This window comes from Pseudomonas sp. LBUM1670 (assembly GCF_059695695.1).
Genome location: NZ_CP166783.1, coordinates 4,260,071 through 4,285,345, shown reverse-complemented (window position 1 = coordinate 4,285,345; position 25,275 = coordinate 4,260,071). Strand labels below are relative to the sequence as shown.

20 protein-coding genes, 2 tRNA genes, 3 rRNA genes and 2 pseudogenes are annotated in these 25,275 nt (G+C 55.5%); 16 read left to right on the top strand and 11 right to left on the bottom strand.

Annotated features, from left to right (window positions below):
* The first annotated feature begins 96 nt into the window (after nt 1-96).
* Nucleotides 97-1,062: a GlxA family transcriptional regulator gene (locus tag ACA073_RS19480; protein WP_497398738.1), complete on the top strand. Its 966-nt coding sequence runs from the start codon at nt 97-99 to the stop codon at nt 1,060-1,062.
* Between the two features lie 29 nt (nt 1,063-1,091).
* Here ACA073_RS19480 and ACA073_RS19475 read toward each other — a convergent pair whose 3' ends face one another.
* Nucleotides 1,092-1,337: a hypothetical protein gene (locus ACA073_RS19475; protein WP_497404153.1), complete on the bottom strand. Its 246-nt coding sequence runs from the start codon at nt 1,335-1,337 to the stop codon at nt 1,092-1,094.
* A gap of 198 nt (nt 1,338-1,535) precedes the next feature.
* Between ACA073_RS19475 and ACA073_RS19470 the strand changes: the two genes are divergently transcribed.
* The 3 genes from ACA073_RS19470 (at nt 1,536) to ACA073_RS19460 (ending at nt 3,771) form a co-directional block, all read left to right on the top strand.
* Nucleotides 1,536-1,754 (top strand): hypothetical protein, encoded by a 219-nt coding sequence (locus ACA073_RS19470; protein ID WP_109636033.1) that lies wholly within the window; start codon nt 1,536-1,538, stop codon nt 1,752-1,754.
* A 125-nt stretch (nt 1,755-1,879) separates the two neighbouring features.
* Entirely contained in the window at nt 1,880-2,188 is a 309-nt protein-coding gene (locus ACA073_RS19465; protein ID WP_497398736.1) for a hypothetical protein, read from the top strand.
* A gap of 1,460 nt (nt 2,189-3,648) precedes the next feature.
* The gene (locus ACA073_RS19460; protein ID WP_497398734.1) at nt 3,649-3,771 is read left to right on the top strand and encodes a hypothetical protein; all 123 of its coding nucleotides are present in this window, start codon (nt 3,649-3,651) and stop codon (nt 3,769-3,771) included.
* Nucleotides 3,772-3,778: 7 nt separating this feature from the next.
* Here the strand turns inward: ACA073_RS19460 and ACA073_RS19455 are convergent, their stop codons facing one another.
* The 5 genes and pseudogenes from ACA073_RS19455 to ACA073_RS19435 form a co-directional block, all read right to left on the bottom strand.
* Nucleotides 3,779-3,961: a ribbon-helix-helix protein, CopG family gene (locus ACA073_RS19455; RefSeq protein WP_497398732.1), complete on the bottom strand. Its 183-nt coding sequence runs from the start codon at nt 3,959-3,961 to the stop codon at nt 3,779-3,781.
* A 219-nt stretch (nt 3,962-4,180) separates the two neighbouring features.
* Entirely contained in the window at nt 4,181-4,486 is a 306-nt protein-coding gene (locus ACA073_RS19450) for a hypothetical protein (RefSeq protein ID WP_497398730.1), read from the bottom strand.
* A gap of 331 nt (nt 4,487-4,817) precedes the next feature.
* Nucleotides 4,818-6,617: a DUF927 domain-containing protein gene (locus ACA073_RS19445; protein ID WP_497398728.1), complete on the bottom strand. Its 1,800-nt coding sequence runs from the start codon at nt 6,615-6,617 to the stop codon at nt 4,818-4,820.
* Nucleotides 6,614-7,487: pseudogene (locus ACA073_RS19440) on the bottom strand (toprim domain-containing protein). Before ACA073_RS19440 ends, ACA073_RS19445 begins: the two are co-directional and overlap by 4 nt.
* 188 nt (nt 7,488-7,675) lie before the next feature.
* The gene (locus ACA073_RS19435) at nt 7,676-7,876 is read right to left on the bottom strand and encodes a helix-turn-helix domain-containing protein (RefSeq protein WP_497398726.1); all 201 of its coding nucleotides are present in this window, start codon (nt 7,874-7,876) and stop codon (nt 7,676-7,678) included.
* A 235-nt stretch (nt 7,877-8,111) separates the two neighbouring features.
* On the opposite strand from ACA073_RS19435, the gene ACA073_RS19430 reads away from it, so the two are divergent.
* Nucleotides 8,112-8,531: a hypothetical protein gene (locus ACA073_RS19430; RefSeq protein ID WP_497398724.1), complete on the top strand. Its 420-nt coding sequence runs from the start codon at nt 8,112-8,114 to the stop codon at nt 8,529-8,531.
* On the opposite strand, the gene ACA073_RS19425 is transcribed toward ACA073_RS19430, so the two are convergent.
* Nucleotides 8,528-9,739, bottom strand: coding sequence for a site-specific integrase (locus ACA073_RS19425; RefSeq protein ID WP_497398722.1), 1,212 nt, complete (start codon nt 9,737-9,739; stop codon nt 8,528-8,530). The two genes, ACA073_RS19430 and ACA073_RS19425, sit on opposite strands and share 4 nt — an antisense overlap.
* A 925-nt stretch (nt 9,740-10,664) precedes the next feature.
* Between ACA073_RS19425 and ACA073_RS19420 the strand changes: the two genes are divergently transcribed.
* The 7 genes from ACA073_RS19420 to ACA073_RS19390 all read left to right on the top strand — a co-directional run bounded on the left by ACA073_RS19420 (nt 10,665) and on the right by ACA073_RS19390 (nt 17,593).
* A 16S ribosomal RNA gene (locus ACA073_RS19420) occupies nt 10,665-12,201 on the top strand.
* Nucleotides 12,202-12,283: 82 nt separating this feature from the next.
* Nucleotides 12,284-12,360, top strand: a tRNA-Ile gene (locus ACA073_RS19415).
* A 28-nt stretch (nt 12,361-12,388) separates the two neighbouring features.
* Nucleotides 12,389-12,464 (top strand) — tRNA-Ala (locus ACA073_RS19410).
* A 236-nt stretch (nt 12,465-12,700) separates the two neighbouring features.
* A 23S ribosomal RNA gene (locus ACA073_RS19405) occupies nt 12,701-15,592 on the top strand.
* 146 nt (nt 15,593-15,738) lie between these two features.
* A 5S ribosomal RNA gene (gene rrf / locus ACA073_RS19400) occupies nt 15,739-15,854 on the top strand.
* Together the 16S, 23S and 5S rRNA genes with 2 tRNA genes alongside form the textbook arrangement of a ribosomal RNA operon.
* A gap of 156 nt (nt 15,855-16,010) precedes the next feature.
* Complete coding sequence (locus ACA073_RS19395) at nt 16,011-16,232, top strand: hypothetical protein (protein ID WP_497398720.1); 222 nt, start codon at nt 16,011-16,013, stop codon at nt 16,230-16,232.
* Between the two features lie 206 nt (nt 16,233-16,438).
* Complete coding sequence (locus tag ACA073_RS19390) at nt 16,439-17,593, top strand: epoxide hydrolase family protein (RefSeq protein WP_497398718.1); 1,155 nt, start codon at nt 16,439-16,441, stop codon at nt 17,591-17,593.
* 114 nt (nt 17,594-17,707) lie between these two features.
* On the opposite strand, the pseudogene ACA073_RS19385 reads toward ACA073_RS19390, so the two are convergent.
* Nucleotides 17,708-17,993, bottom strand: a pseudogene (locus tag ACA073_RS19385) (transposase domain-containing protein); the annotation flags it as partial.
* A gap of 102 nt (nt 17,994-18,095) precedes the next feature.
* Between ACA073_RS19385 and ACA073_RS19380 the strand changes: the two are divergent.
* The 4 genes from ACA073_RS19380 (at nt 18,096) to ACA073_RS19365 (ending at nt 23,416) form a co-directional block, all read left to right on the top strand.
* Nucleotides 18,096-19,700, top strand: a complete 1,605-nt coding sequence (locus ACA073_RS19380) for a response regulator (protein WP_497398716.1) — start codon at nt 18,096-18,098, stop codon at nt 19,698-19,700.
* A complete protein-coding gene (locus ACA073_RS19375) occupies nt 19,697-20,389 on the top strand; it encodes a sensor histidine kinase (RefSeq protein ID WP_497398714.1) in 693 nt (230 codons plus the stop codon). Before ACA073_RS19380 ends, ACA073_RS19375 begins: the two co-directional genes overlap by 4 nt.
* A 344-nt stretch (nt 20,390-20,733) precedes the next feature.
* Entirely contained in the window at nt 20,734-21,975 is a 1,242-nt protein-coding gene (locus ACA073_RS19370; protein WP_497404151.1) for a glutamine synthetase family protein, read from the top strand.
* 70 nt (nt 21,976-22,045) lie between these two features.
* On the top strand, nt 22,046-23,416 hold the full coding sequence (locus tag ACA073_RS19365; RefSeq protein ID WP_497398712.1) for an MFS transporter: 1,371 nt from the start codon (nt 22,046-22,048) through the stop codon (nt 23,414-23,416).
* Between the two features lie 65 nt (nt 23,417-23,481).
* On the opposite strand, the gene ACA073_RS19360 is transcribed toward ACA073_RS19365, so the two are convergent.
* The 3 genes from ACA073_RS19360 to flgM form a co-directional block, all read right to left on the bottom strand.
* Nucleotides 23,482-24,228 carry a flagellar brake protein gene (locus ACA073_RS19360; protein WP_497398710.1) on the bottom strand — a complete coding sequence of 249 codons (747 nt, stop codon included), beginning with the start codon at nt 24,226-24,228 and terminating at the stop codon, nt 23,482-23,484.
* Nucleotides 24,229-24,320: 92 nt separating this feature from the next.
* On the bottom strand, nt 24,321-24,788 hold the full coding sequence (locus ACA073_RS19355) for a flagella synthesis protein FlgN (RefSeq protein ID WP_497398708.1): 468 nt from the start codon (nt 24,786-24,788) through the stop codon (nt 24,321-24,323).
* Between the two features lie 48 nt (nt 24,789-24,836).
* Nucleotides 24,837-25,163: a flagellar biosynthesis anti-sigma factor FlgM gene (gene flgM / locus ACA073_RS19350; protein WP_497398706.1), complete on the bottom strand. Its 327-nt coding sequence runs from the start codon at nt 25,161-25,163 to the stop codon at nt 24,837-24,839.
* Nucleotides 25,164-25,275 lie beyond the last annotated feature (112 nt).

Here is a 25,275-nt window from a genome sequence, read left to right as displayed (position 1 = left end):
GTTTGAGTGAGTGATGACGCACTCTAGTAAGCATCCTTGCGGTATAGTAGATGCAGAAATGACTTATTTCATGCGATAAGTGCATTGGAGCCGTATATGCATGTGACGCTTCTACTTGCCGACCAATGCTCGCTCGCCAGTGCCAGCCTTGCGCTTGAGATACTTGATGCCGCCAATCACTTTGCCGAAGGCGGCCAGCAACCATTCAGGGTAGTAGTTGCCTCTGCCGATGGTCTGCCCGTTGCGAGTCCGGTTGGGCAAATTTTGCAGGTTGATACATCACTTGCCGATATCGAGCGAAGCGATCTGGTGGTGATTCCAGGTTTTCTCTTCAGCCTTCGTGATGCCTTGCCCACGCTGAGTCAGTTCGCCCCTTGGCTGAGGCAGCAGCATGCCCAAGGCGCTTTTATCGCTGCGATGTGTACGGCCAGCTTCATGGTTGCAGAGGCCGGCTTGCTCGATGGTGTGCCGGCAACCACCCACTGGGCTTTCGCAGACTTTTTCCGACGCCGATACCCGCGGGTTCTGCTTGATGAGCGCCGTATCCTCTGCGAGAGCGAGCGCTTGATCAGCTGCGGTGGAGCCAGTGCAGCGATAGATCTTTTGCTGCACCTGGTCCGACGCTTCGCCTCCCTCGAATTGGCCCAGCAATGCCGTCGCTATCTGCTCATCGATAACGTGCGTAGTGAACAGTCAGTCTATGTGCTCTGGTCGATGCCCAAACACCATGGCGACGAGGCAATCCTGCGGGTACAGAGCTGGATGGAAGAATGTTTCGATCATCCCATTGTGATCGACGAGATTGCTAAGCGATTTGGTTTTGGTGTACGCAACTTTAAGCGGCGTTTCCGCGAGGCAACGGGATACACCCCGCTGGCCTATCTGCAAGCATTGCGCCTGGAAAGAGCCAAGCACCTGCTTGAAACGACTCAACTAAGCCTGGAAAGTATCACCGCCAAGGTTGGCTATGAAGACAGCAACTCGTTTCGCCGTTTATTCCAGCAGCGTATCGGCTCCTCGCCAGCGGCATTTCGCAAGATGTTCGCGCAGCAGGTGAATTGACCTAAATTCTCCGAGCGTTTTCAAGCGTTTCATCCCACATCAGCTTGGTTATCGTTGAATGGCTGCTTCTGGCCGATTCTGTTGAAAAAGTCCATCCGGCCATGCCGCTCGTGCATTGCTCGGTGAAAACGCCTTTTTTGCACGCTGCTACTTGAAATCTGAGCCCGGAAGCCTCTGCCAAAAGTAAAGATTTCAATCTCGGACGCGTACTTTTCTGCTGCGTAAACCATGGCCGACTTTTTCAACAGAATCGGCCGTTCTCTGCCGGTCGTCATTCCCACGTGCGCTGGTCCAGTCGGCTGCAAATGACTGGTTAGTTGTGATGCAGATGGGAGCAAGTCCGTGCAACTCCAAAAGCCCAGCCGCCCGCTGGGCTTTTTACTGCCCGCTCATCTGCTCAGTCGCACACTTTTCACCTGCCAAATTCAAACTATTACGGCCCAGAAAAGCTGGACCTCATTGGTGAGGTGGGTATGTCTACCGATTCGAGTTTTCAAAACCAAACACAAGGTTCTGTTCCATCCAAGCCTGAGCCAGGTTCAGATGAGCCGACGCTAGATCCAGATGATCCAAACAAATACGATCCGTTGAAAAATCCAAGCGATGATCGTCCAGAAGACTGGAAGGATCCTGGTGAGAGGACTACCCCAGAGGCGGATGAACAGACACCGCTTTCAGACGATAGGAGATAGGAGAGAAAGCCCGGCCAGTGAGCCCGGTTTTTCTTCTCCGTTCGTCCACTGCGCTGCACTTGTAACGCTTTGCCGTTTCTTATGTTCAAGCACGGACATCCCGCGCATCAGTACGGAGGTTCAGCATGGACATTGACGAGAACGCACCTGGCAACAAATCACAGCAACCTGAAACGCGCACGACGGACAACGAAACCGGCCATGACCCCAAGAGGGACGAGCCCGAAGTTCCGCTGCCTCCAGACGACGAGGCTCCTGTCGACGAAGACATGTCTGACGTGGATGCAAATAACTCGGTGTCGAGTGAGCATCCAGAAGCTGGACAGAGCGGTCGAGTCGATAACCCTGACGCCGACCCACAGATGGACGATCAGGACGAAAACGATAAGGAAGCTCGCGGTATGCCTGCGAGTGACCCTGAATCAGGTGCCTGAATTAGTTCGGATGATTTCCGATGCCCGTTCAATGCGGGCTTTTTTACGCCTCGAGTTTACTTGTAGGCAAGGCAGCCCTTGGGAAGGCCTGGACGTCGATAGCCGGATAGTGCGACGTACGGAATCAACACCGGCAGCCCCCGCACCCTGACCTCAGATGCTTTCGGGGTGGTGCGAGACGGGATCAGCGAGACCGATGCAATAGGGCGTCGGCGCCGTGAACGTCTTCGGCAGACAGCGGGATTTAGAGCAGTGAATAGCCGCTGGGTTCGTAGACGCGTCTAATGCCTGCTTTTGGCCGATTCTGTTGAAAAAGTCGGCCATGGTTTACGCAGCAGAAAAGTACGCGTCCGAGATTGAAATCTTTACTTTTGGCAGAGGCTTCCGGGCTCAGATTTCAAGTAGCAGCGTGTAAAAAAGGCGTTTTCACCGAGCAATGCACGAGCGGCATGGCCGGATGGACTTTTTCAACAGAATCGGCCGGTTGCTGCCTCTCACGAAGGGTTAAATCGGCAGTGCTTTATTCGACCCAAATAGGACGGCCACGGTTGGCTTTTCAGTGGACAAACTACCTGGTGGTGATCTACGCGCGCGCCGCGCGCGTACTGGTCCGAAAATCATCAAAACTCTTGCCTAAGGCTTTCAGAGGTCATCAATTTCCTTTTGGCGCGACTGCTGAATCACTTCATTGGTTCTGAAATCGAACCACTTCAAGTCCTGTTTCTCCTCGATGGAAGCGAGAAGTCATACAGGATGCTTAAGGGGAGTTCAGTGTGGTTGTACGTCTCGCACAAACTGCCCCGTATTGGTCAAGCCAGGTGTAAACGATGGTCAGTACCAAGCCAATTTTTGCTAATAGACTGGCCCGTTCACTTGGCCGCCTGGCGAAGGTCCACGCTCGTACTGGTTAAGAAAGTATGAGTGTTCACGTCCCTCAGGGGGGCGAGAAATCACCAATCGCTTTGTGACGATTGCTGAAACAGCTCAATGGTTCTGGATTGGGACCACGTTTGCTTTAGTTTCTTTTTGAAAGCGATCAGCACGGGAGTATTCGGCTCTGGGGGGTTAGTTTTATGCGGGCTCCCGATTGCGATGTTTTTTTATTGTCGCGCTGGGAAATTTTGGGTGATTCACTCATTGGGGCGACCCTATCAGGGGCGTTGTCATATCCCCATCGCAGTGTTGTTTTTTAGGTGCACCTAAGGTGCTACATGCAAACGAATTCAACGGGACTGGAATCATTGGGTTCTAGCGAATCGAGGTAGGCTTTTTTGTTGCAGTAAGTCCTAGGTAGGCAAAGTGATACAGGGGGGGGGTGAATGCCTCTGATCAAGCAGGCACTTGGCAGCGTTCGGTTCTGGTCGTCCTCTGTCGGTCACGTCTTCGGCATGTAGTGCTCAAGCCGGGTATAAACAGTGGTCAACACCAATCCAATTTGGTGATAAACAAGCGCCCCGTCTATGAGCAACGTCATAGACGGGGCGCCTGGTAAGTTCCGCGCGCGTACTGGTAAAGAAATCATCAAAACCTTTCGCCCCTTAGGTGCTTTAGAAATCATCAATGTCTTTTTTGGGGATTGCTGAAAACACATTAGCGGTTCTGCAATCGAACCACGTCACGCTCCAGTTTCTCCTCAATAGCCTGACGCACGAATTCTGAACGGTTGGCGCTGGGGTATCGGATCAGCCGATCAATCACAGCCACGGTTTCAGTTTCAACTGACACAATCAGTCGAGTTTTCGGCTTGCTGCCGAATTGGCGGTTTTTGCTCATGCAGTTTCTCCACTCTCTTCAATATCAACTTTTATCAATTTCACAGGGGCTGGTTTGCCCTTCCGTCGGTAGACAGGTTGCCGTGTAGTTGGCATAGGCCTATGGCGTAAAAGTTACGCCGCCTGACCTTGGTAAGTTAGCTAACCGACGGTTCGTGCTAACGCTGTCAGATTCGATAGGACCGTTCATTGGACTGAATCCCGCTTTTGCGGCGGTGATTCATACTGGATGCTCCATGGGAGTCTGGTCGTACTTCTCATGCAAACCTGCCCCCATTGTGCAGTAGCGTGCCAAGGGTGCATGGCAGGAGCGACAGGCCATGACATGGTTTATGTATTGGTCACGAGCTTGGCGCCATTCGGGCGTTGCATTGGCGGCGTTGGTGTAGAGGCTTGTCCCGAGTTGTGTGGTGCTCTCCACCAGCTTCATGTGCTGATGATCCGTGGTGCGTTTAGGCATGCTCGGTATGCTGGCGCGAGGCAAGGTCGGCAGTAGGTTATTGAGCAGGCCGGAAAGGAGACTCATTGCTCCTCTCCCAAATCAACATAACTCCCACATGTTTCTGTGACAAAAAACTGGGGGAGCAGGGAAACGGGGGGAACAGCTAGTGTTTCCGCGATCTCAAAAGGTGAAAAGTGTTCCCCATGCAAAAACCTGGGGAACAGTGATAAGCAAATATGAGGAACGGGGTGCACCTTTATATTAAAAGACATGTCTGTGTTCCCCTCTGTTCCCCACACTTCAATTAGGGGGAATGGCTACAGCCCGCGGATTGTCTGGCCGTTCCCCCGTTCCCCCGTTCCCCATATTCATAGGTTCCTATGAGGTCGGCATTGGTAATTGGTCGTGTTGGTGGTCATACGCTGGCATCTTCACCATCCATGGCGTCGGGGTCGATCACATACAGGCGAGCCGAGCTCCCTCCGATTCGGTAATTCTTCGTCTTGCGGCTGTCTCGGTCGGTATCGCGCTTGGCGATGGCACCAGCGCCCTCTAGGGCCTTCACTACTCGCGCCAGCCCGTACCCGTGGGCTGCTTCAGTCAACGCCGACTTATTGAACAAGTAGAGGCGCTTACCGGTCACCATTTCCCAGTAGCCCGCGCGGTTGATCACCTTGACGTCTACCTCTGACGCATCCACGTCTGAAAAGCGGCTGCTACCGTGTTTGTCGATGAAGTCCAGGATGCCGGCCAAAATCTGACGATCCTCAGCATTGCCATTGCCCGACCGGCTCAGCCACTCGCCATACAGCAACCGGCAGTCGGCCAAGGCGCTACCAGGCGTCCAGGGCAGCAGGCCATAGGCGATCGCCATTTCCCCCGCCAACGCAATGATTGCGAAGCGATCTGCAACCCGCCCAGCTTGGGCGTTGTCCTCGATGAAATGGGCGCGAATACCGGCAAAGTCGTCCAACAGGCCAGTGCGGTAATCGCTGGCAAGCAGCTGTTCCACGAAGGCTGGCCCGATATGTCCATGGTGGGCCCCGACGGCAACAGTCAGCTGGCGGTGGAAGTCGGCCCCCGTCATGCCGTACAGCTCGTCAAACGCCTTGTAAGTTCGAGTCCCTGCGTTCACGTCGACCATGCGCAATTCAGCGCCGGCATGAGCCGCATTACCGCCGATAGCGGCGTGCTCGGACAGGGAGCGTTCACCACTTGAAAGCGCCAGCAGTCGCCACGACAGTTTGGGCCGACCTTCACGCTCGCGGGTCATGGTGCCCTTACCCTGACCGTTGGCGAGCGAGTACGCCATTTCCTGTACGCGCTTCGGGTCGGCCCGCTTGATTTCGTTCAGGGGCAGCATGGTGTCGTTGCGACTCGATGCCTCGATTTCCAAACCGCCCTTGGTCATGTCCCAGGACGCGGCAAAGATCCCTGGATCGCCCCAGACCGACGAGCCGATCAATTGCGCCAACGACTTGCCGCTAGAGCTGTCGCCCACCAGATGAACGCCGCCACCCAGTACCCCAACCAGACTCAGCAGTGGGCCCGCCAAGGCGCAGCCAATTGACAGCGTCAATACGGGGTTACCTTCGCATTTTGCCGCGACTTCGGTTTTCCAGCCCTCTAGGTCGCCGCACATGCTGAAAAGGTTTTGACCTTTTCCGCTTGCCTGAAAACGCACCTTGTCCCTGCCGATGGTGCGACCTGGTAGGACAAAGGCGCCTGACTCATGCCAGCCCGGCCGGCTCGTGGTGGCGAACACCTCGGCGGGGCGCTGATCCAGCAGATACTCCAGGAACGAGTTACGCTTCTTGAGTGCAATGATTACGCCCATACTGAAGAGCTGGCGCCTGGCGTCCTCGCCGCTACCGCCGAATACTTCCATTGGGATAATCCACTCCTTGATGCCGCCCTCGGTCACCAGACGCAGGAAGCGACCCTCGCTGCCGTCGTCACTGTTAATGGTGCGAGCGGTAACGATTACGGGCGAAGCGATCCATTCATCCGTGATGGGGCGATCTAACTTGTCGACATCACTGTCATCGTCGGCAGCGGTGCGTTTGAAGCCGTGCCAGTAAACGCCGGGCCGCAGCATGCGGCTTTTTTCATTGATCACCCAATACTCATACACGCCCCAGCACGGACGTTCTGGTGCAATCATCGGGGCAGAAACAGCGGGTACAAGGGCGGAGTTTGTACCAAACTCACTCATTGCTCCGCCCTCCAGTTGGCCAGGTCGTTAAAGTCGGACAGATCCAAGGGTTCAGCGCCCGACCAAGGGGGCATAACCACCCCAGCGCCAAGCGCGGCGGCAGTCTTGTTGGCAGCGGTGCGCCCAGGATTGCCTTCAGTTTTCCGGTCATCATCACCGGCAACGATCAGCGGCAATCTCGGGGTGCTGACGTTTCAGTCGCTGGCCAACTTCAAGCAAATTTCCGGCATTCATGGCACACGCCACGGCGGCGCCGGTGTCGGCATGAATAGTTGCGCCGGTCGCCCAGCCTTCGCAGATGCACAGCGGCTGGCCGGGGGTGATTGTGCCGATGAGTGAGTAGCAGCCCTTGACCATGCCGCCGGACAGAAAGCGCTTGGAGCCATCCGGGTAAATGCGTTGTAGGTTCATCAGCAGGCCGTTATGGAGCAGCGGCACCAGCAACACGTCACCCCGCTGGCGCAGGTTGTACGGACTCACGCGCTTGGCGAGCAGGTAAGGGTGTTTAGGATCGGCAGGGTGGGCTTCACACCACAGCCGGCGCGCATATTCGGCGGCAGCTTGCTGACGCAGGTGCTGCTCAGCGTCGCGCTGGCGACGGGCCTGTTTGATATTTAGGCGAATTTGCTGGGCTTCGTGCTGATCGACGGGCTGACGGCTGCTCCAAATACGTGAGCCGCGTACCTTCCAGCTTCCGAAAACACCGCAGGCGATGCCGTCCAGGCGGAGGACGTACCAGCCATTGCGGGAGCCTGCGCGGTCGCCGGACACATGGAAGCGATGAATTTTCCCGTTTGGGATCGGCAGCCAATCTAGCGGGCCAAATGATTCGGCCAATTCACCGCGGAACTGAAGTACAGGATCAGGCACGGTCACGGCAATACTCCAGAGTGAATAGGAAGACCATGTGTAAGGACATAAAGCCCAGCGTGGTGTGGTCTCTCGCCAGGCCCACCACACAGGCCGCCTCAAATGAGGATTCATGGACGGGAAGTGGGCAATACTCAGGCCATGCACGGCCGCGATTGATGACGCCGGTCCTTCCTTCAGGGCGTCAATCACCGGGCGTTCTCCTTCGCGGTGCGCTCGATAAACGCCTTTAGCTCGGACATGAGCAGCAGGCGGCGGCGACCGATCTTGAACGTCTTAATTTCGCCCTTTGCAATGAACTCGTAGGTTGCCGAACGAGAGATTCCGAGAATCCGGCCCGCTTCTTCAACGCCTACCGAGAGAGAGGCGACCTGGTGTGCTTGGTCCATAGGTTTCTCCAAATGCCCATCGAAAGTGATGCGGCGGAGATCCTATTGCTCCAAATAATGCACGTCAACTGCAATCAGTGAACTATTATGCATTCATGGACTTCGTTGGACGCAAAAGGTAGGATTTGGTTATAAAATCGAACCTGGTGGTAACGAAATGGCAAAGAACAAGCCTGGGCAGGGTTCTCGGAAGACCGAGACTTTGACTTTGCGTCTAGACCCAAAGATTAAAATTATGATCGAGCTGATTTCGCGGATACGTCGCCAGTCGATTACTGGGGTTGTCGAGGCTGCAATTGAACAAGTCGCCTACGATACTGAGGCGCCCTATTACGACGACGGTAGGATGAACAACCATGCGCTTGGAACTATTTTTTCAGACGTTTGGTCGACCGACGAAAGCGAGTGGTTCATCAATATGTGCTATCGCTTTCCGACCCTGCTGACTTATGAGGAGCAGCGCATCTGGGAGACGATAAAGTCATCCGCTGTCTTTTTGCATAGCGCTACTACATCTTTGTCTACTGATTGGGACATCGAGGGTGTAGGCGCTCTTGATAGAGAGGCAATTAGGAAATACTGGGACTTTCTTCTAGAGCATGTTGAAGAAAACAGAGACAGCAGAACAATTATTCCTTTCAAGCCTACGTACTAAATCAACTCCACCGCTGCGGCCTTCGTGCCTGGTGCCAAGTGAGCATATCTAAGCGTCATCTTGATATCTGCGTGCCCAAGCAGGTCCCGCACTGTGTTGAGCGGTACACCGGCCATTACCAGGCGTGATGCGAAGTCATGACGCATATCGTGCCAGCGGAAGTCCTTGATCTTGGCTCGCTCAAGAAGGTTGAGCCAGGCGCTTTTAACGTCCCCCAGACGGCCACCAGCCTGACTAGGGAAAACGTACCGAGAATTCCCTGCCAGCTTCTTCCATTTCTCAAGCACGCCGAGGGTTTCTTTGTTCATCGGGATATGACGCGTGTCACTCGTTTTGGTGGTGGCGCCGGCGGCGGTGATTGTCTTCGTTTGGAAGTTCACGGCCGACCATTTCAGGTCGAACAGCTCACCGCGTCTCATGCCGGTGTTTAGCGATACCAGTACCATAGGCTTCAGGTGGTCGGTGAAGGGCAGATGCAGCATGCTCGGCATTAGCTCTTTACCTCTGTCTGCTCGCCACTTATTCGCAGTCTCGCGCTCGGCCCGCGCTTCGTCTTGGCGCGCGTCCAGAGCCTCTCGTAGGCGCCTGGTCTCTTCGGTATCTAGATAACGAACCGTTCCCATGGAGTCGATCTTGAGGGCTTTGAGTTTCGCCATCGGATGATCACTGATGTACTCCCATTCAATAGCTCGACTAAATACTCCGCTGATCGAGCCCATTTTGCGGTTGACCGTCGACGGCTTGTTGCCCGATTGCATCCATCTGGTGCGGATCTGGTCCAGGTCGCGGCCGGTGATTGAGTCGAGGCGTTGAGACATGATCGCGTCGAAGTTGTTGTCGAGGGTGTGCAGAGTTTTCTCATGCCCTTTATGGTGGGTCTCGAACCATGGCATATAGGTGTCGTCGATGAACTGGCGCAGGGTGGGGAGCGCGGCGCCTTTTCGTCCCTGGGTTATGGCCAGCGGTTCCCCGTGAGCGTGCGCATCGGCCAGGTACTGAGCAGCCTCGGTGCGAGCCTGATCGAGTGTCACTACCCCAACGCGGCCGAGGGTGGCATTCTTGTTACGGCCCCACGTGACCATGTAGGACTTGTGCCCGCTCGTCAGCACGCGGATGAACAGGCCCGGCTGCACGGTGTCATGCACCCGGTACGCCTTCAGCTCGGTAGGCAAGCTGTTGATGAGCTTCTGGGTGATCTTCGTTTTCAAGCGATACAGCTCCGTGACAGCACCGTGGCAGCAAAAAGAACTATACGACGCCGTTTTCACGGACACAACCGGACGAAAAGCCCCGCAGCTACGGGGTATGACCAAGCGGGCCAGCTGTTAAATTGACCCTCCTAAGGGGAAGGTTGGCAGTTCGAACCTGCCCTGGGACACCATATTTTGTCGTTCTCCCCCTTCTTAACTGCTAGCCGATCTCAAAGTTAGTCACTGCTTTTGTCACGACTTCGCGTTGTGCTCACATTGCCCTGATTTTCTCTTGAGCAGGACCGGATTGCTTCGGTATGGGCGTTGCTCAATGCTTCAGTCTAAATAGCGAGTTGATGGCTTAGCTTCCACCCAGAGGCTTTAACGTATGTGGATAGGCTTGCTCATTGATCTCGATTCAGATCCGGGCGCTTGTAGCTCTTGAGCAATGCGAGAAGCATGGATCTCTTTACGGAGCAGATCTGCTGAAAGCAATTCTCGCCGGGCGGGCTAAAGCCAGTGCTGGGCGGAATGCGTCATTTGCATTTTATTAGTCGGGTTCACGGTTAGCAGGGTGTTGCGTAGCCGTAACCGGTCGCAAAGGAGGTGTTGACAGCAGCGAGTAACGCTGTAGAATTCGCCTCCCGCTAACGAGAGATCGGAAGCGCAAGTGGTTGAAGTTGCAAAGGAAACTTTGAAAACTTCGGAAAATAACCGCTTGACAGATACAGAGGACGCTGTAGAATGCGCGCCTCGGTTGAGACGAAAGATCTTAACCAACCGCTCTTTAACAACTGAATCAAGCAATTCGTGTGGGTGCTTGTGGAGTCAGACTGATAGTCAACAAGATTATCAGCATCACAAGTTACTCCGCGAGAAATCAAAGATGTAACCAACGATTGCTGAGCCAAGTTTAGGGTTTCTTAAAAACCCAAAGATGTTTGAACTGAAGAGTTTGATCATGGCTCAGATTGAACGCTGGCGGCAGGCCTAACACATGCAAGTCGAGCGGTAGAGAGAAGCTTGCTTCTCTTGAGAGCGGCGGACGGGTGAGTAATGCCTAGGAATCTGCCTGGTAGTGGGGGATAACGCTCGGAAACGGACGCTAATACCGCATACGTCCTACGGGAGAAAGCAGGGGACCTTCGGGCCTTGCGCTATCAGATGAGCCTAGGTCGGATTAGCTAGTTGGTGAGGTAATGGCTCACCAAGGCGACGATCCGTAACTGGTCTGAGAGGATGATCAGTCACACTGGAACTGAGACACGGTCCAGACTCCTACGGGAGGCAGCAGTGGGGAATATTGGACAATGGGCGAAAGCCTGATCCAGCCATGCCGCGTGTGTGAAGAAGGTCTTCGGATTGTAAAGCACTTTAAGTTGGGAGGAAGGGCAGTAAATTAATACTTTGCTGTTTTGACGTTACCGACAGAATAAGCACCGGCTAACTCTGTGCCAGCAGCCGCGGTAATACAGAGGGTGCAAGCGTTAATCGGAATTACTGGGCGTAAAGCGCGCGTAGGTGGTTTGTTAAGTTGGATGTGAAAGCCCCGGGCTCAACCTGGGAACTGCATTCAAAACTGACAAGCTAGAGTATGGTAGAGGGTGGTGGAATTTCCTGTGTAGCGGTGAAATGCGTAGATATAGGAAGGAACACCAGTGGCGAAGGCGACCACCTGGACTGATACTGACACTGAGGTGCGAAAGCGTGGGGAGCAAACAGGATTAGATACCCTGGTAGTCCACGCCGTAAACGATGTCAACTAGCCGTTGGGAGCCTTGAGCTCTTAGTGGCGCAGCTAACGCATTAAGTTGACCGCCTGGGGAGTACGGCCGCAAGGTTAAAACTCAAATGAATTGACGGGGGCCCGCACAAGCGGTGGAGCATGTGGTTTAATTCGAAGCAACGCGAAGAACCTTACCAGGCCTTGACATCCAATGAACTTTCCAGAGATGGATTGGTGCCTTCGGGAACATTGAGACAGGTGCTGCATGGCTGTCGTCAGCTCGTGTCGTGAGATGTTGGGTTAAGTCCCGTAACGAGCGCAACCCTTGTCCTTAGTTACCAGCACGTAATGGTGGGCACTCTAAGGAGACTGCCGGTGACAAACCGGAGGAAGGTGGGGATGACGTCAAGTCATCATGGCCCTTACGGCCTGGGCTACACACGTGCTACAATGGTCGGTACAGAGGGTTGCCAAGCCGCGAGGTGGAGCTAATCCCACAAAACCGATCGTAGTCCGGATCGCAGTCTGCAACTCGACTGCGTGAAGTCGGAATCGCTAGTAATCGCGAATCAGAATGTCGCGGTGAATACGTTCCCGGGCCTTGTACACACCGCCCGTCACACCATGGGAGTGGGTTGCACCAGAAGTAGCTAGTCTAACCTTCGGGAGGACGGTTACCACGGTGTGATTCATGACTGGGGTGAAGTCGTAACAAGGTAGCCGTAGGGGAACCTGCGGCTGGATCACCTCCTTAATCGACGACATCAGCTGCTCCATAAGTTCCCACACGAATTGCTTGATTCATTGAAGAAGACGATAAGAAGCAGCCCGAAATTGGGTCTGTAGCTCAGTTGGTTAGAGCGCACCCCTGATAAGGGTGAGGTCGGCAGTTCGAATCTGCCCAGACCCACCAATTTTTGTGTGGGAACCTGTAGCAATACGGGGCCATAGCTCAGCTGGGAGAGCGCCTGCCTTGCACGCAGGAGGTCAACGGTTCGATCCCGTTTGGCTCCACCACTACTGCTTCTGTTTGTTGAAAGCTTAGAAATGAGCATTCCATGGTGATCATGGTGAATGTTGATTTCTAGTCTTTGGCTAGATCGTTCTTTAAAAATTTGGGTATGTGATAGAAAGATAGACTGAACGTTACTTTCACTGGTAACGGATCAGGCTAAGGTAAAATTTGTGAGTTTAATCGCGAATTTTCGGCGAATGTCGTCTTCACAGTATAACCAGATTGCTTGGGGTTATATGGTCAAGTGAAGAAGCGCATACGGTGGATGCCTTGGCAGTCAGAGGCGATGAAAGACGTGGTAGCCTGCGAAAAGCTTCGGGGAGTCGGCAAACAGACTGTGATCCGGAGATGTCTGAATGGGGGAACCCACCTAACATAAGTTAGGTATCTTAAGCTGAATACATAGGCTTAAGAAGCGAACCAGGGGAACTGAAACATCTAAGTACCCTGAGGAAAAGAAATCAACCGAGATTCCCTTAGTAGTGGCGAGCGAACGGGGACTAGCCCTTAAGTGGCTTTGAGATTAGCGGAACGCTCTGGAAAGTGCGGCCATAGTGGGTGATAGCCCTGTACGCGAAAATCTCTTGGTCATGAAATCGAGTAGGACGGAGCACGAGAAACTTTGTCTGAATATGGGGGGACCATCCTCCAAGGCTAAATACTACTGACTGACCGATAGTGAACTAGTACCGTGAGGGAAAGGCGAAAAGAACCCCGGAGAGGGGAGTGAAATAGATCCTGAAACCGTATGCGTACAAGCAGTGGGAGCCCACTTTGTTGGGTGACTGCGTACCTTTTGTATAATGGGTCAGCGACTTATTTTCAGTGGCGAGCTTAACCGAATAGGGGAGGCGTAGCGAAAGCGAGTCTTAATAGGGCGTCTAGTCGCTGGGAATAGACCCGAAACCGGGCGATCTATCCATGGGCAGGTTGAAGGTTGGGTAACACTAACTGGAGGACCGAACCGACTACCGTTGAAAAGTTAGCGGATGACCTGTGGATCGGAGTGAAAGGCTAATCAAGCTCGGAGATAGCTGGTTCTCCTCGAAAGCTATTTAGGTAGCGCCTCATGTATCACTGTAGGGGGTAGAGCACTGTTTCGGCTAGGGGGTCATCCCGACTTACCAAACCGATGCAAACTCCGAATACCTACAAGTGCCGAGCATGGGAGACACACGGCGGGTGCTAACGTCCGTCGTGAAAAGGGAAACAACCCAGACCGTCAGCTAAGGTCCCAAAGTTATGGTTAAGTGGGAAACGATGTGGGAAGGCTTAGACAGCTAGGAGGTTGGCTTAGAAGCAGCCACCCTTTAAAGAAAGCGTAATAGCTCACTAGTCGAGTCGGCCTGCGCGGAAGATGTAACGGGGCTCAAACCATACACCGAAGCTACGGGTATCACTTAGGTGATGCGGTAGAGGAGCGTTCTGTAAGCCTGTGAAGGTGAGTTGAGAAGCTTGCTGGAGGTATCAGAAGTGCGAATGCTGACATGAGTAACGACAATGGGTGTGAAAAACACCCACGCCGAAAGACCAAGGTTTCCTGCGCAACGTTAATCGACGCAGGGTTAGTCGGTCCCTAAGGCGAGGCTGAAAAGCGTAGTCGATGGAAAACAGGTTAATATTCCTGTACTTCTGGTTATTGCGATGGAGGGACGGAGAAGGCTAGGCCAGCTTGGCGTTGGTTGTCCAAGTTTAAGGTGGTAGGCTGGAATCTTAGGTAAATCCGGGATTCCAAGGCCGAGAGCTGATGACGAGTGTTCTTTTAGAACACGAAGTGGTTGATGCCATGCTTCCAAGAAAAGCTTCTAAGCTTCAGGTAACCAGGAACCGTACCCCAAACCGACACAGGTGGTTGGGTAGAGAATACCAAGGCGCTTGAGAGAACTCGGGTGAAGGAACTAGGCAAAATGGCACCGTAACTTCGGGAGAAGGTGCGCCGGTGAGGGTGAAGGACTTGCTCCGTAAGCCCATGCCGGTCGAAGATACCAGGCCGCTGCGACTGTTTATTAAAAACACAGCACTCTGCAAACACGAAAGTGGACGTATAGGGTGTGACGCCTGCCCGGTGCCGGAAGGTTAATTGATGGGGTTAGCTAACGCGAAGCTCTTGATCGAAGCCCCGGTAAACGGCGGCCGTAACTATAACGGTCCTAAGGTAGCGAAATTCCTTGTCGGGTAAGTTCCGACCTGCACGAATGGCGTAACGATGGCGGCGCTGTCTCCACCCGAGACTCAGTGAAATTGAAATCGCTGTGAAGATGCAGTGTATCCGCGGCTAGACGGAAAGACCCCGTGAACCTTTACTATAGCTTTGCACTGGACTTTGAATTTGCTTGTGTAGGATAGGTGGGAGGCTTTGAAGCGTGGACGCCAGTTCGCGTGGAGCCAACCTTGAAATACCACCCTGGCAACTTTGAGGTTCTAACTCAGGTCCGTTATCCGGATCGAGGACAGTGTATGGTGGGTAGTTTGACTGGGGCGGTCTCCTCCTAAAGAGTAACGGAGGAGTACGAAGGTGCGCTCAGACCGGTCGGAAATCGGTCGTAGAGTATAAAGGCAAAAGCGCGCTTGACTGCGAGACAGACACGTCGAGCAGGTACGAAAGTAGGTCTTAGTGATCCGGTGGTTCTGTATGGAAGGGCCATCGCTCAACGGATAAAAGGTACTCCGGGGATAACAGGCTGATACCGCCCAAGAGTTCATATCGACGGCGGTGTTTGGCACCTCGATGTCGGCTCATCACATCCTGGGGCTGAAGCCGGTCCCAAGGGTATGGCTGTTCGCCATTTAAAGTGGTACGCGAGCTGGGTTTAGAACGTCGTGAGACAGTTCGGTCCCTATCTGCCGTGGACGTTTGAGATTTGAGAGGGGCTGCTCCTAGTACGAGAGGACCGGAGTGGACGAACCTCTGGTGTTCCGGTTGTCACGCCAGTGGCATTGCCGGGTAGCTATGTTCGGAATAGATAACCGCTGAAAGCATCTAAGCGGGAAACTAGCCTCAAGATGAGATCTCACTGGGACCTTGAGTCCCCTGAAGGGCCGTCGAAGACTACGACGTTGATAGGTTGGGTGTGTAAGCGCTGTGAGGCGTTGAGCTAACCAATACTAATTGCCCGTGAGGCTTGACCATATAACACCCAAGCAATTTGACTACTCGAGAGAGCATCAGATTGCGGTGTGTGAAGACGCAATGAACCGAAAGTTCGAGAGCAACACACAAATCTATCGCATACCCAATTTGCTGAAGCGTCGAAAGACGGTTCGGTACCCGAATTTCTTGACGACCATAGAGCATTGGAACCACCTGATCCCATCCCGAACTCAGCAGTGAAACGATGCATCGCCGATGGTAGTGTGGGGTTTCCCCATGTGAGAGTAGGTCATCGTCAAGATTAAATTCCGAAACCCCTATCTGCGTATGCAGGTAGGGGTTTTGTTTTGCCCGCAGGAAAGTGACGTAAAAAAAACAGGGTAATGACTCCCCTCAACTCTGTGCGGCTCAGCGATATAATGCGGCCAAGCCCTAACTCCGCTGGATGGTGGTAGTCATGTCGCGCTCACTCTTCACTCCCGCTGAACTCGAAGAAATTCATACTCAGATCGCGCGATTGAGGGCTGAGTCGATGCGTCTCAGTGATCAAACCAGCAAGACTATCTGCGCACGTACCTTCGTGCCGCATGTGCATTTCTGGCAGACGATAGCAGTGGCGTTCTGCTTCGTAGTTACGGTGGGGACGATCACCGCAGTTGTGATCAAATACCTTCTTTAGCATCCTGCCAGAAGATAGGGTGCCGAAGGAGCTTGCCGACGGTAAGCATCTGGGGAAATCACCTTCCGAACGCCAGCCTTAAGGTTAAGCGTCTGGCAAACATGCCCTCCTTACGCTTTCAATTGGCCACGCTGCCTTCGACACAGGTCTAAGGTTGCGGGATCGCAAAACCGTGCCGTACCCATCCCATCGCATAGAGACTCGTCATGTCTATCCGCCCTTTTACGCTTGCCATTACCACTGAGCAGCTAGACGACCTTGATCGACGCCTGCGCACTTCACGCTTGCCAGACACCTTGGCAGCGGATAGTTGGGAAGACGGTACTGAGGCGAATTTTCTTGCGCGCCTCCTGGATTATTGGAGCAACCAATTTGATTGGCGCATTCATGAGCAGCGAATAAATCAGTTGCCACAGTTCCTGGCGGAAATTGACGGCGAGGAGATTCATTTTCTGCACCAGCGGGGGATTGGGCCCAAGACTATGCCACTGATAATTACCCACGGCTGGCCGGGCTCTTTCTTGGAGATGGAACGGTTGCTTCCGCTTCTAACTGATCCTGCGAAATACGGGGGGCATGCCTCAGATGCCTTTGATGTAATCGTGCCATCTCTACCAGGCTACGGTTGCTCTCCTGCGCCGACCAAAGCGGGTATCAGCTCCAAGCAAATCGCAGGACTATGGGCATCGTTGATGGGAGAACTGGGCTACGATCGATTTGGCGCTCAGGGAGGAGATATCGGTGCTGGTGTATCAATGTGGCTCGCTCGTAACTGCGGCCCCAATTTGATAGGTGCCCATCTCAATTATATCCCGGGTAGTTTCAGGCCATCTCTAGAGGGGGGCCAAGACGCCTTGAGCGAAGAGGAACAGGATTTTCTGAATCGAAGCAGCCAATTCGCGGCGACCGAAGGTGCTTACGCTGCTTTGCACGGTACGAAACCTCAAACCCTGGCTTTCGCACTTGCGGACTCGCCAGCGGGTCTTGCTGCGTGGATTGTCGAAAAATTCCACTCATGGGTAGATCATCCCAACGATCTTGAACAAGTGGTGCCGTTTGACTCTCTCCTCAGCGACATAGCGCTTTATTGGTTCAGCGGGAGCATCCAAGCAACCTTGAGGCTATACAAAGAAAATCGACTTAATCCGCTCGTTTTCGAAGCCAACGAGCGAGTGGAGACTCCGTTGGGTGTGGCGTTATTTCCGAAAGAGCTGCCCATGCCACCACGCAGCTGGGTCGAGCGCGTATTTAATGTCCACCGTTGGGAGCATATGGCGCGTGGCGGTCATTTCGCAGCGCTGGAGCAGCCCGAAATCCTTGCTGAAGAAATCAGGGCATTCTTTAGACCTTTAAGGAGCTAGATCCATCGCAATTCCTATGACGTGCAACGTGCGCAACTAGCGAGCCCCGTTCGACTTCAAACTAACTGAATCACCAATGCAGCTGGACTGTCCGCCGAGGTCACTTTGCCTAGTTTAGGCAAGCATCCACTGATGCGGCAGCAACTGATGGATTTCACTCGCCCGCTGCGTCGGCAGGCGTGTGAGAACATCCTTGAGATACCCGTACGGGTCATGGCCGTTGAGCCGCGCACACTGGATCAAACTCATGATCGCCGCCGCCCGTTTTCCGCTGCGTAGCGACCCTGCAAAGAGCCAGTTCTTGCGTCCCAAACCCCATGGCCGTATCTGGTTCTCTGCCCAATTATTATCAATGGGTACTGCCCTCATCATCGAGGTAGCGCGACAGCGCTGCCCAGCGTCCAACTGCGCAAATGCATGCCCATTTCTTCAAGTGAATGGCCCTGCTGGCCGATAACCCGGACAGTCATGACCTTCTTCTTAACATTGCCTGGAATCTTCGATGCTGTCGTATCACCAAAAGCGTTTTCTGATCGTCGATGATTTCTCCGATTTTCGCAGTTCGGTCCGTTCCATGCTGCGTGAGCTGGGCGTCAAGGACGTGGACACCGCCGACACCGGCGAGCAGGCGCTGCGCATGTGTTCGCAGAAGTCCTACGATTTCATCCTGCAGGATTTCCATCTGGGCGACGGCAAGAAGAATGGTCAACAGGTCCTCGAAGACCTGATGGTCGAGAAGCTGATCAGCCATGAAGCCGTGTTTGTTATGGTGACCGCCGAAACCAGTCAGGCGATGGTACTAAGCGCCCTGGAACACGAGCCCGATGCATACCTGACCAAACCGTTCAACCGCTCGGGCCTGGCCCAGCGCCTTGAGCGTCTGGAGCAGCGCAAGACGTTGCTCAAGCCGATCCTGCAGGCCCTCGATCGCGGCAAACCGGTTGAAGTGCTGAATGCCTGCATCGCGCTGTGCAAACAGGACATCCGCTATTCGCCGCTGTGCCTGCGCTACCGCGCCGATGCCTTGCGTGACTTGAATCAGAATGAGGCGCTGGAGAGACTCTACGACGGCATCATTGCCGATCGGCCTTTGCCGTGGGCGTTTGCCGGGTTGGGCAAGTTGCTGTTCAAGCGCGGTCAGGTCAGTCAGGCCAAAGGCGTCTACGAAAAAGCCCTGAAGGTGTTCCCGATGATGCCGGCGCTGTACGACGGCATGGCGGATGTGCTGGTCGCAGAAGGCGACACCAAGGCCGCGCAGCAGGTGTTGGAAGAGGCCATTCGTCTGTCGCCGCTGGCCGTGCGCCGGCAAGCGCTGCTGGGCAAGTTGGCGATGGCCAACGAAGATTTCGACACGGCGTCCAAGGCTTATCGACAGGCGGTCAGCCAAGGCGCCCAGTCACGCTTCAAGGACGCGGAAAGTAATCTCGGTCTGGCCCATGCCTTGATCAGCAAGGGCAGCGAAAAAGGCCTGGATACCCGCACGCGGCTGGAGATTAACACCACGCTGAGTGCCGTGGCCAAGGAAAACCCGTCTGACCCGGGTCTGCAGATTCGTGCGCGGCTGATGAAGGCCACCAGCCTGCTGCTCAACGATGCCGAAACCGCGGAAAAACTCACCGAGCAAGCCATGTTGCGCCTCGATGGCATGGAGCAGTTCATGAGTGCCGAAGCGGCGCTGTTGGTGGCCAAGCAGCTGCAAATGCTCGGGCAGGCCGATGCCGGTGCTTCGATGCTGAAAAACTGCGCAGAAATCTACGGCGACGATCCGACGGTGATGAAGGGCATCGCCAAGCTGACCGACGACCCGACCATCCTGAATTCCGGCAACGATGCGGCGGAGCTCAACCGTCAAGGCGTGCGGGTGTACAAGACCGGGAATCTGGTGGAGGCGCGGGCGGTGTTCCGCAAAGCCCTGGCGTTGCAACCGAAAAACATCAGTATCGCGCTGAACATGGCGCAGTCGCTGCTGCACGGCACCGACACCAGCGTGCCGTCGGCGGAACTTGAAGAATGTCGGGCCTGCCTGAAAACGGTCGGCCTGATGCCCGACACCGACGCGCGGAATGCGCGTTATCAGAAACTGAAAATCAAGGCGTTCGGCGCATGACCCAAGATGACCCGGCACTGGAATTCTCCACGGTGATTGCTTCCACCGTGCACGACATGAAGAACTCGCTGGCGATGTTGATGCAGGCCCACAGCCAATGGCTGGCGCGCTTGCCCGACCCGGCGCGGCATACCCCGGAGCAGGGCGTGATCGAATTCGAGTTTGCCCACCTCAACGGCATGCTCGTGCAGTTGCTGGGGCTGTACAAACTCGGTGTCAATCAGATGCCCTTGCAACCGGCCTACCACGAACTGGATGACTTCATCGAAGCGCAGTTGGCCTGCCATCAAGACGTGTTCGCCAGCCGCGGCATCATGGCGACTTATGAAGTGGACCCACTGAGCCCGCTGGGTTTCTTCGACCGGGAGTTGATTGCCTCGGTGCTGGGCAATTGCATCAACAACGCCATCCGTTACGCCCGCCACGCGGTGTTGATCAGCGTCAGCGATGAGGCCGGACAACTGGTGCTGACGATCAATGACGATGGCGACGGCTATCCAGCACAGATGATCGAGCGTCAGGCCGATTATGTGCAAGGTATCAACCACAGCAGCGGCAGCACTGGCCTGGGTCTGTATTTCGCCGGGCGGATTGCCGCGTTGCATCAGCGCAACGGCATCGGTGGACGCACCGAAATCAGCAATGGCGGCCCCTTGGGCGGTGGTGTGTTCAGCCTCTATCTCCCCTGAAACACGCCGCATCCCCCTGTATGAGCGAGCGGTGCGGCGATCCGACTTGCCCGCGAGTGCGATGTGTCAGTCGATTCATGTATTGGCTGGTACAACGCCTTCGCGGGCAAGCCTCGCTCCTACAGGGAATGGGCGTGATCCGTGAGGATGTATTTGCAAGTCGGTGCTTGATATTCCGAACAGGCGGAGCCTATTTTGTACGGCCGCCGTTCGCGGCTTGCACAACAACAAAGGATTGCGTCATGACTACCGATGGCCAGCGCTCACTCGCACAGCGACTGACGGGCATGGATGAGATTGAATGTGTTACGCCGGACCTGAACGGCGTGCCCCGTGGCAAGGTCATGACGGCCGAGGGGTTTCTCGAGGGGCGGCGTTTGCAGATGGCGCGGGGTGTGCTGCTGCAATGCATCATGGGCGGATATCCGCCAGCGCGTTTTTACGGCAGCGATGACGGCGACCTGGCGCTGGTGCCCGACCCTGCGCAGATTCACCGTTTGCCCTGGAGTCAGCAACCACGAGCCTTCGCCATTTGCGATGCCGACGAACTGACCGGCGAAAGCTCCCGTCTGTCGACCCGCGGCCAGCTCAAGGCTGTGATCGCGCGTTACGCGGCACTCGGCCTGGCGCCTGTGGTAGCGACCGAACTGGAATTCTTTGTCTTCGCACCCAATACCGACCCGACGCAACCCTTCCAGCCGCCGATGGGCCTGGACGGTCGGCGCGAGGACGGCCATTCGGCATTCAGCGTCAGCTCCAACAACGGCCTGCGACCGTTCTTCAGCGAAGTCTACGAATGCATGGCGGCACTGGGCCTGCCTCGCGATACGTTCATGCACGAGATGGGCGTCAGCCAGTTCGAGATCAATCTTCTGCATGGCGATCCGCTGCTGCTGGCCGACCAGACGTTCCTGTTCAAGCATCTGCTCAAGGAGGTCGCGCTCAAACACGGCCTCACCGTGGTCTGCATGGCCAAGCCGCTGGCGCACACGCCGGGCAGTTCGATGCACATTCATCAGAGCATCGTCGAGATCGGCAGCGGGCGTAACGTGTTCAGCGACGCGGCCGGTGAGCCGACAGCGACCTTCCGTCACTTTATCGGTGGCCAGCAGGCCGGGATGGCAGATTTCACTGCGTTGTTTGCGCCGAACGTGAACTCTTATCAGCGCTTGTGCCATCCGTTCGCGTCACCGAATAATGCCTGCTGGTCCCACGACAATCGTGCGGCCGGTTTGCGTATTCCGGCCAGTTCGCCGGCCGCTCGTCGGGTCGAGAACCGCTTGCCGGGGGCGGATGCCAACCCGTATCTGGCGATTGCCGCGAGCCTGGCAGCGGGGCTGTACGGGATTGAAAACGAGCTGGAGCCGAGCGTAGCGATCCAGGGTGAATTCGAGGTGCCGGATAATCTTTCGTTGCCGTGTACCTTGCATGCCGCTCTCGAACGTCTGAAACGTAGCCAATTGGCGAAGGAACTGTTCGGCAAGGAGTTCATCGAAGGCTACGTCGCTTCGAAGACCATGGAGTTGACCAGCTTCTTTGATGAAATTACGCCCTGGGAACGCCGTGTTTTAGCCGCCCAGGCCTGACGAACCTTCGTCTTCGGGCTATCTTTTCGGGTAGCCCGTTTCTCACCGCAAGGAGCCGCTCGGAACGCCGATGCGCCAAATCTGGAAACCCTTTCGAGCGCTGTATTTTGCCTCGCTGATGATGTTGATCGGCTCTGGCTTGCTGAGTACTTACCTGGGCTTGCGCCTGGCGGCCGACCATGTCGACAGTCTGTGGGTCGGTGCGTTGATGGCGGCCAACTATTTCGGCCTGGTGCTGGGCGGCAAGATCGGTCACCGGTTGATTGCCCGGGTCGGGCATATCCGGGCCTATTCGGCCTGCGCCGGGATTGTCGGCGCGGCGGTGCTGGGCCATGGTCTGGTGGATTGGTTGCCTGCCTGGATATTCCTGCGGGTCATCGTCGGCCTCGGCATGATGTGCCAGTACATGGTCATCGAAAGCTGGCTCAATGAGCAGGCCGAAGCCTCGCAACGCGGGACGGTGTTCAGCGGTTACATGATCGCGTCCTATCTGGGGCTGGTGCTGGGTCAACTGATTCTGGTCATGCACCCGGCGCTCGGTCTGGAGCTGTTGATGCTGGTCGCCCTGTGCTTTGCCCTGTGCCTGGTGCCGGTGGCCCTGACCCGGCGGATTCACCCGGCGGCGCTCCACCCCGCGCCGATGGAGCCGCGATTCTTCATCAAACGCGTACCGCAGTCGTTGAGTACGGTGCTGGGGGCGGGACTGATCATCGGTTCGTTCTACGGTCTGGCACCGCTGTATGCCTCACAGCAAGGGTTGTCCACGGAGCAGGTCGGTCTGTTCATGGGTAGCTGTATTTTTGCCGGCTTGCTGGTGCAGTGGCCGTTGGGCTGGTTGTCCGACCGTTATGACCGGGCACTGCTGATCCGCTGTTTTGCACTGGTGCTGGCGGTTGCCGCATTGCCGCTGGCGATCATGCAGCAGGCGCCGCTGCAGGTGTTGTTCATCACCGGTTTTATCTGCTCGCTGGTGAAATTCTGCCTGTATCCACTGGCGGTCGCGTTTTCCAATGACCACGTCGAGGCTGATCGGCGGGTGTCACTGACGGCCATGTTGCTGGTGACCTACGGCGTCGGCGCCAGTATCGGGCCGTTGGTTGCTGGGGTGCTGATGAAGATGTTCGGCAGCCAGATGCTCTATGCCTTCTTCAGTTTCTTCGCGTTGGTGCTGGTGTGGCGAATCCGCCCGAAAGCGGTGACCAACCTGCATCAGGTGGACGACGCGCCGCTGCATCACGTTGCCATGCCGGACAGCATGTCGAGTTCGCCGCTGGTGGCTTGCCTTGATCCACGGGTCGATGAGCAAGTGGTGCAGGATCAGATGCACAACCCGATCAACCCTGAGCCAAGTCCTGAACCGGAGGCGGAGACAGAAAACACTTCGCCTCCAGACGATCCTGACACGGGGCGCGAGCAAAGCTTCACCGAGGCCAGGCCTTAAAACCGGGGGCATAAAAAAACGGGCAGTCACCGCAAGGGACTGCCCGTTTTTTATTGACGCTCGTATTACATGTCGTCTTTGTCGAAGCGCCGTGCTTCACGCTGAAGCTGATAGACGAACCGCTCGACCTGACGCTGCACCAGGCCGCTCATGTTATGAAAGCGTATGCCGGCGAAGGTGGTGGAGATTTTTTCTTCGAAGTGCAGGTAGCGCAGTTCGACCGGTGCCGTCATTTTGCCGAAGGGCAGGGCGGCGGCGAAGCGGTCGTAGACCTGACCCAGTTGCAGGCTGCCGGTAATGTCGCCGTCGAAGCGCAACTTGCAGCCGGTGGCGGAAATATCCAGCAACTTGCCGCTGATCGGTGCCTTGAGCTTTTCACCGTCCAGTTCGACGTTGACCAGTTGCGCCAGCTTCAAGGCTGCGCGGAAGGCATTGCGGCGCTGGTGGTAGACCACTTCATCCGGCAGCGGGCCGCGATAGCAGCGACTGTCACCGGATTCATCGATGGTCAATTGACCGTTGCTTTCCCAGGCAATGCGCACGCCTTCGTGAAAGCCTTCGACCTTGAACGGTTCGCCGGCCAGCAGGAAGCGTTCGCCGTCACGCGGGATCATTTCGTCCAGCGCGATGGTGCGGCTTTCACGATCCACGTCCACCAGGTAGCTCTGGAAGCGCTGAGTGCGCTCATGGAACGTGATGATCAGCGGGTCATGGCTGTCTTGCAACTGGCGCAGGTTGCCGGAGATCTCCAAAGGCGTGGTAAGCACCTTGGGTGGCTGCGGGGCATCTTCCGCGTTTAAGGCATTGGACACGGTTCATCAATCTCCAGACAAAATATGACTACGGCTGGCTAGCATATTGCCAGCATGTTGCGAGTCTTGATAGGGCGTGGTCATTTGCAGGCTCAAGCCTGACTGAGCGGGCGTGGCTTCGCAAGCTTGGCGGTTGATCCGCGGGCATCATAAAGTGCTGGCGGTTCGCCGCCGGTGAGGATTTTCAGCTGATTGGCCGTGGCGGCCTGCTGGACCAGGATCGACTGGCCATTATTGCCGTTCGCCGCTTGGCATTGAGCCAGAAGATCGGTCAGTACATCGCTCTGCGCCAGCAACTCTTCGCCGATGCTCGAATGGCTGGCCAGTTGCTCCAGACCGTTGCGATTGACTGGCAGATTGAGGCTGGCGAGGATTTCACTGCGCTTGCGGCCATGCTGTTCGAGCTGAATGATCAATGCCTGTTTCTGCGCCAGAATGTCTTCCAGCAGGGGCATGTCACGACCGTGCAAGGCGAGGGACTCGGTTTGCAGTAACTCCAGCAAGTGTTGCGCTGGAGCAAAGTCGTCGGTGATCAGTTGCAGTAAATTGGTGTCGTGCATGGCTGGCCTTGGGTTTTAAGCGTCCAAAAGCCTGGCGCGGGCCGTGGCCTAGCGCTGGGCTTCGAAGTTGAGCAGTTTGCTGGCTACACGGTTGCTGTCGACTTTGTAGCTGCCATCGGCAATCGCTGCTTTCAACTCGGCCACGCGGGCTTTGTCGACGGCAGGCTGATCGCGCAGCTTGTCAGTGACCTGTTGCAACTGTTGAGCCTCATGGCTGAGGTGTACCGATTCCCCGCTTTTGACGGTACTGGCCTGTTCGGCCGGGGTATTCAGCGGCGCGGATTTGCCGGCCTCGGCATTTTCCTTGGCAACGCTGGTACGTGTACTGCCCGTAAGTGACGAGGAGCTGTTCAAACGGCTGAAATCGATGACCATGGTAAAAACCTCTGAGTATTTGGACGCTTGCCATGTTTTCGGCTATCCCTGTGAAAACTTTAGACCCATTTATCAATGAGCCTGCATGCGCCAGCACTTCACCTGCATGCGG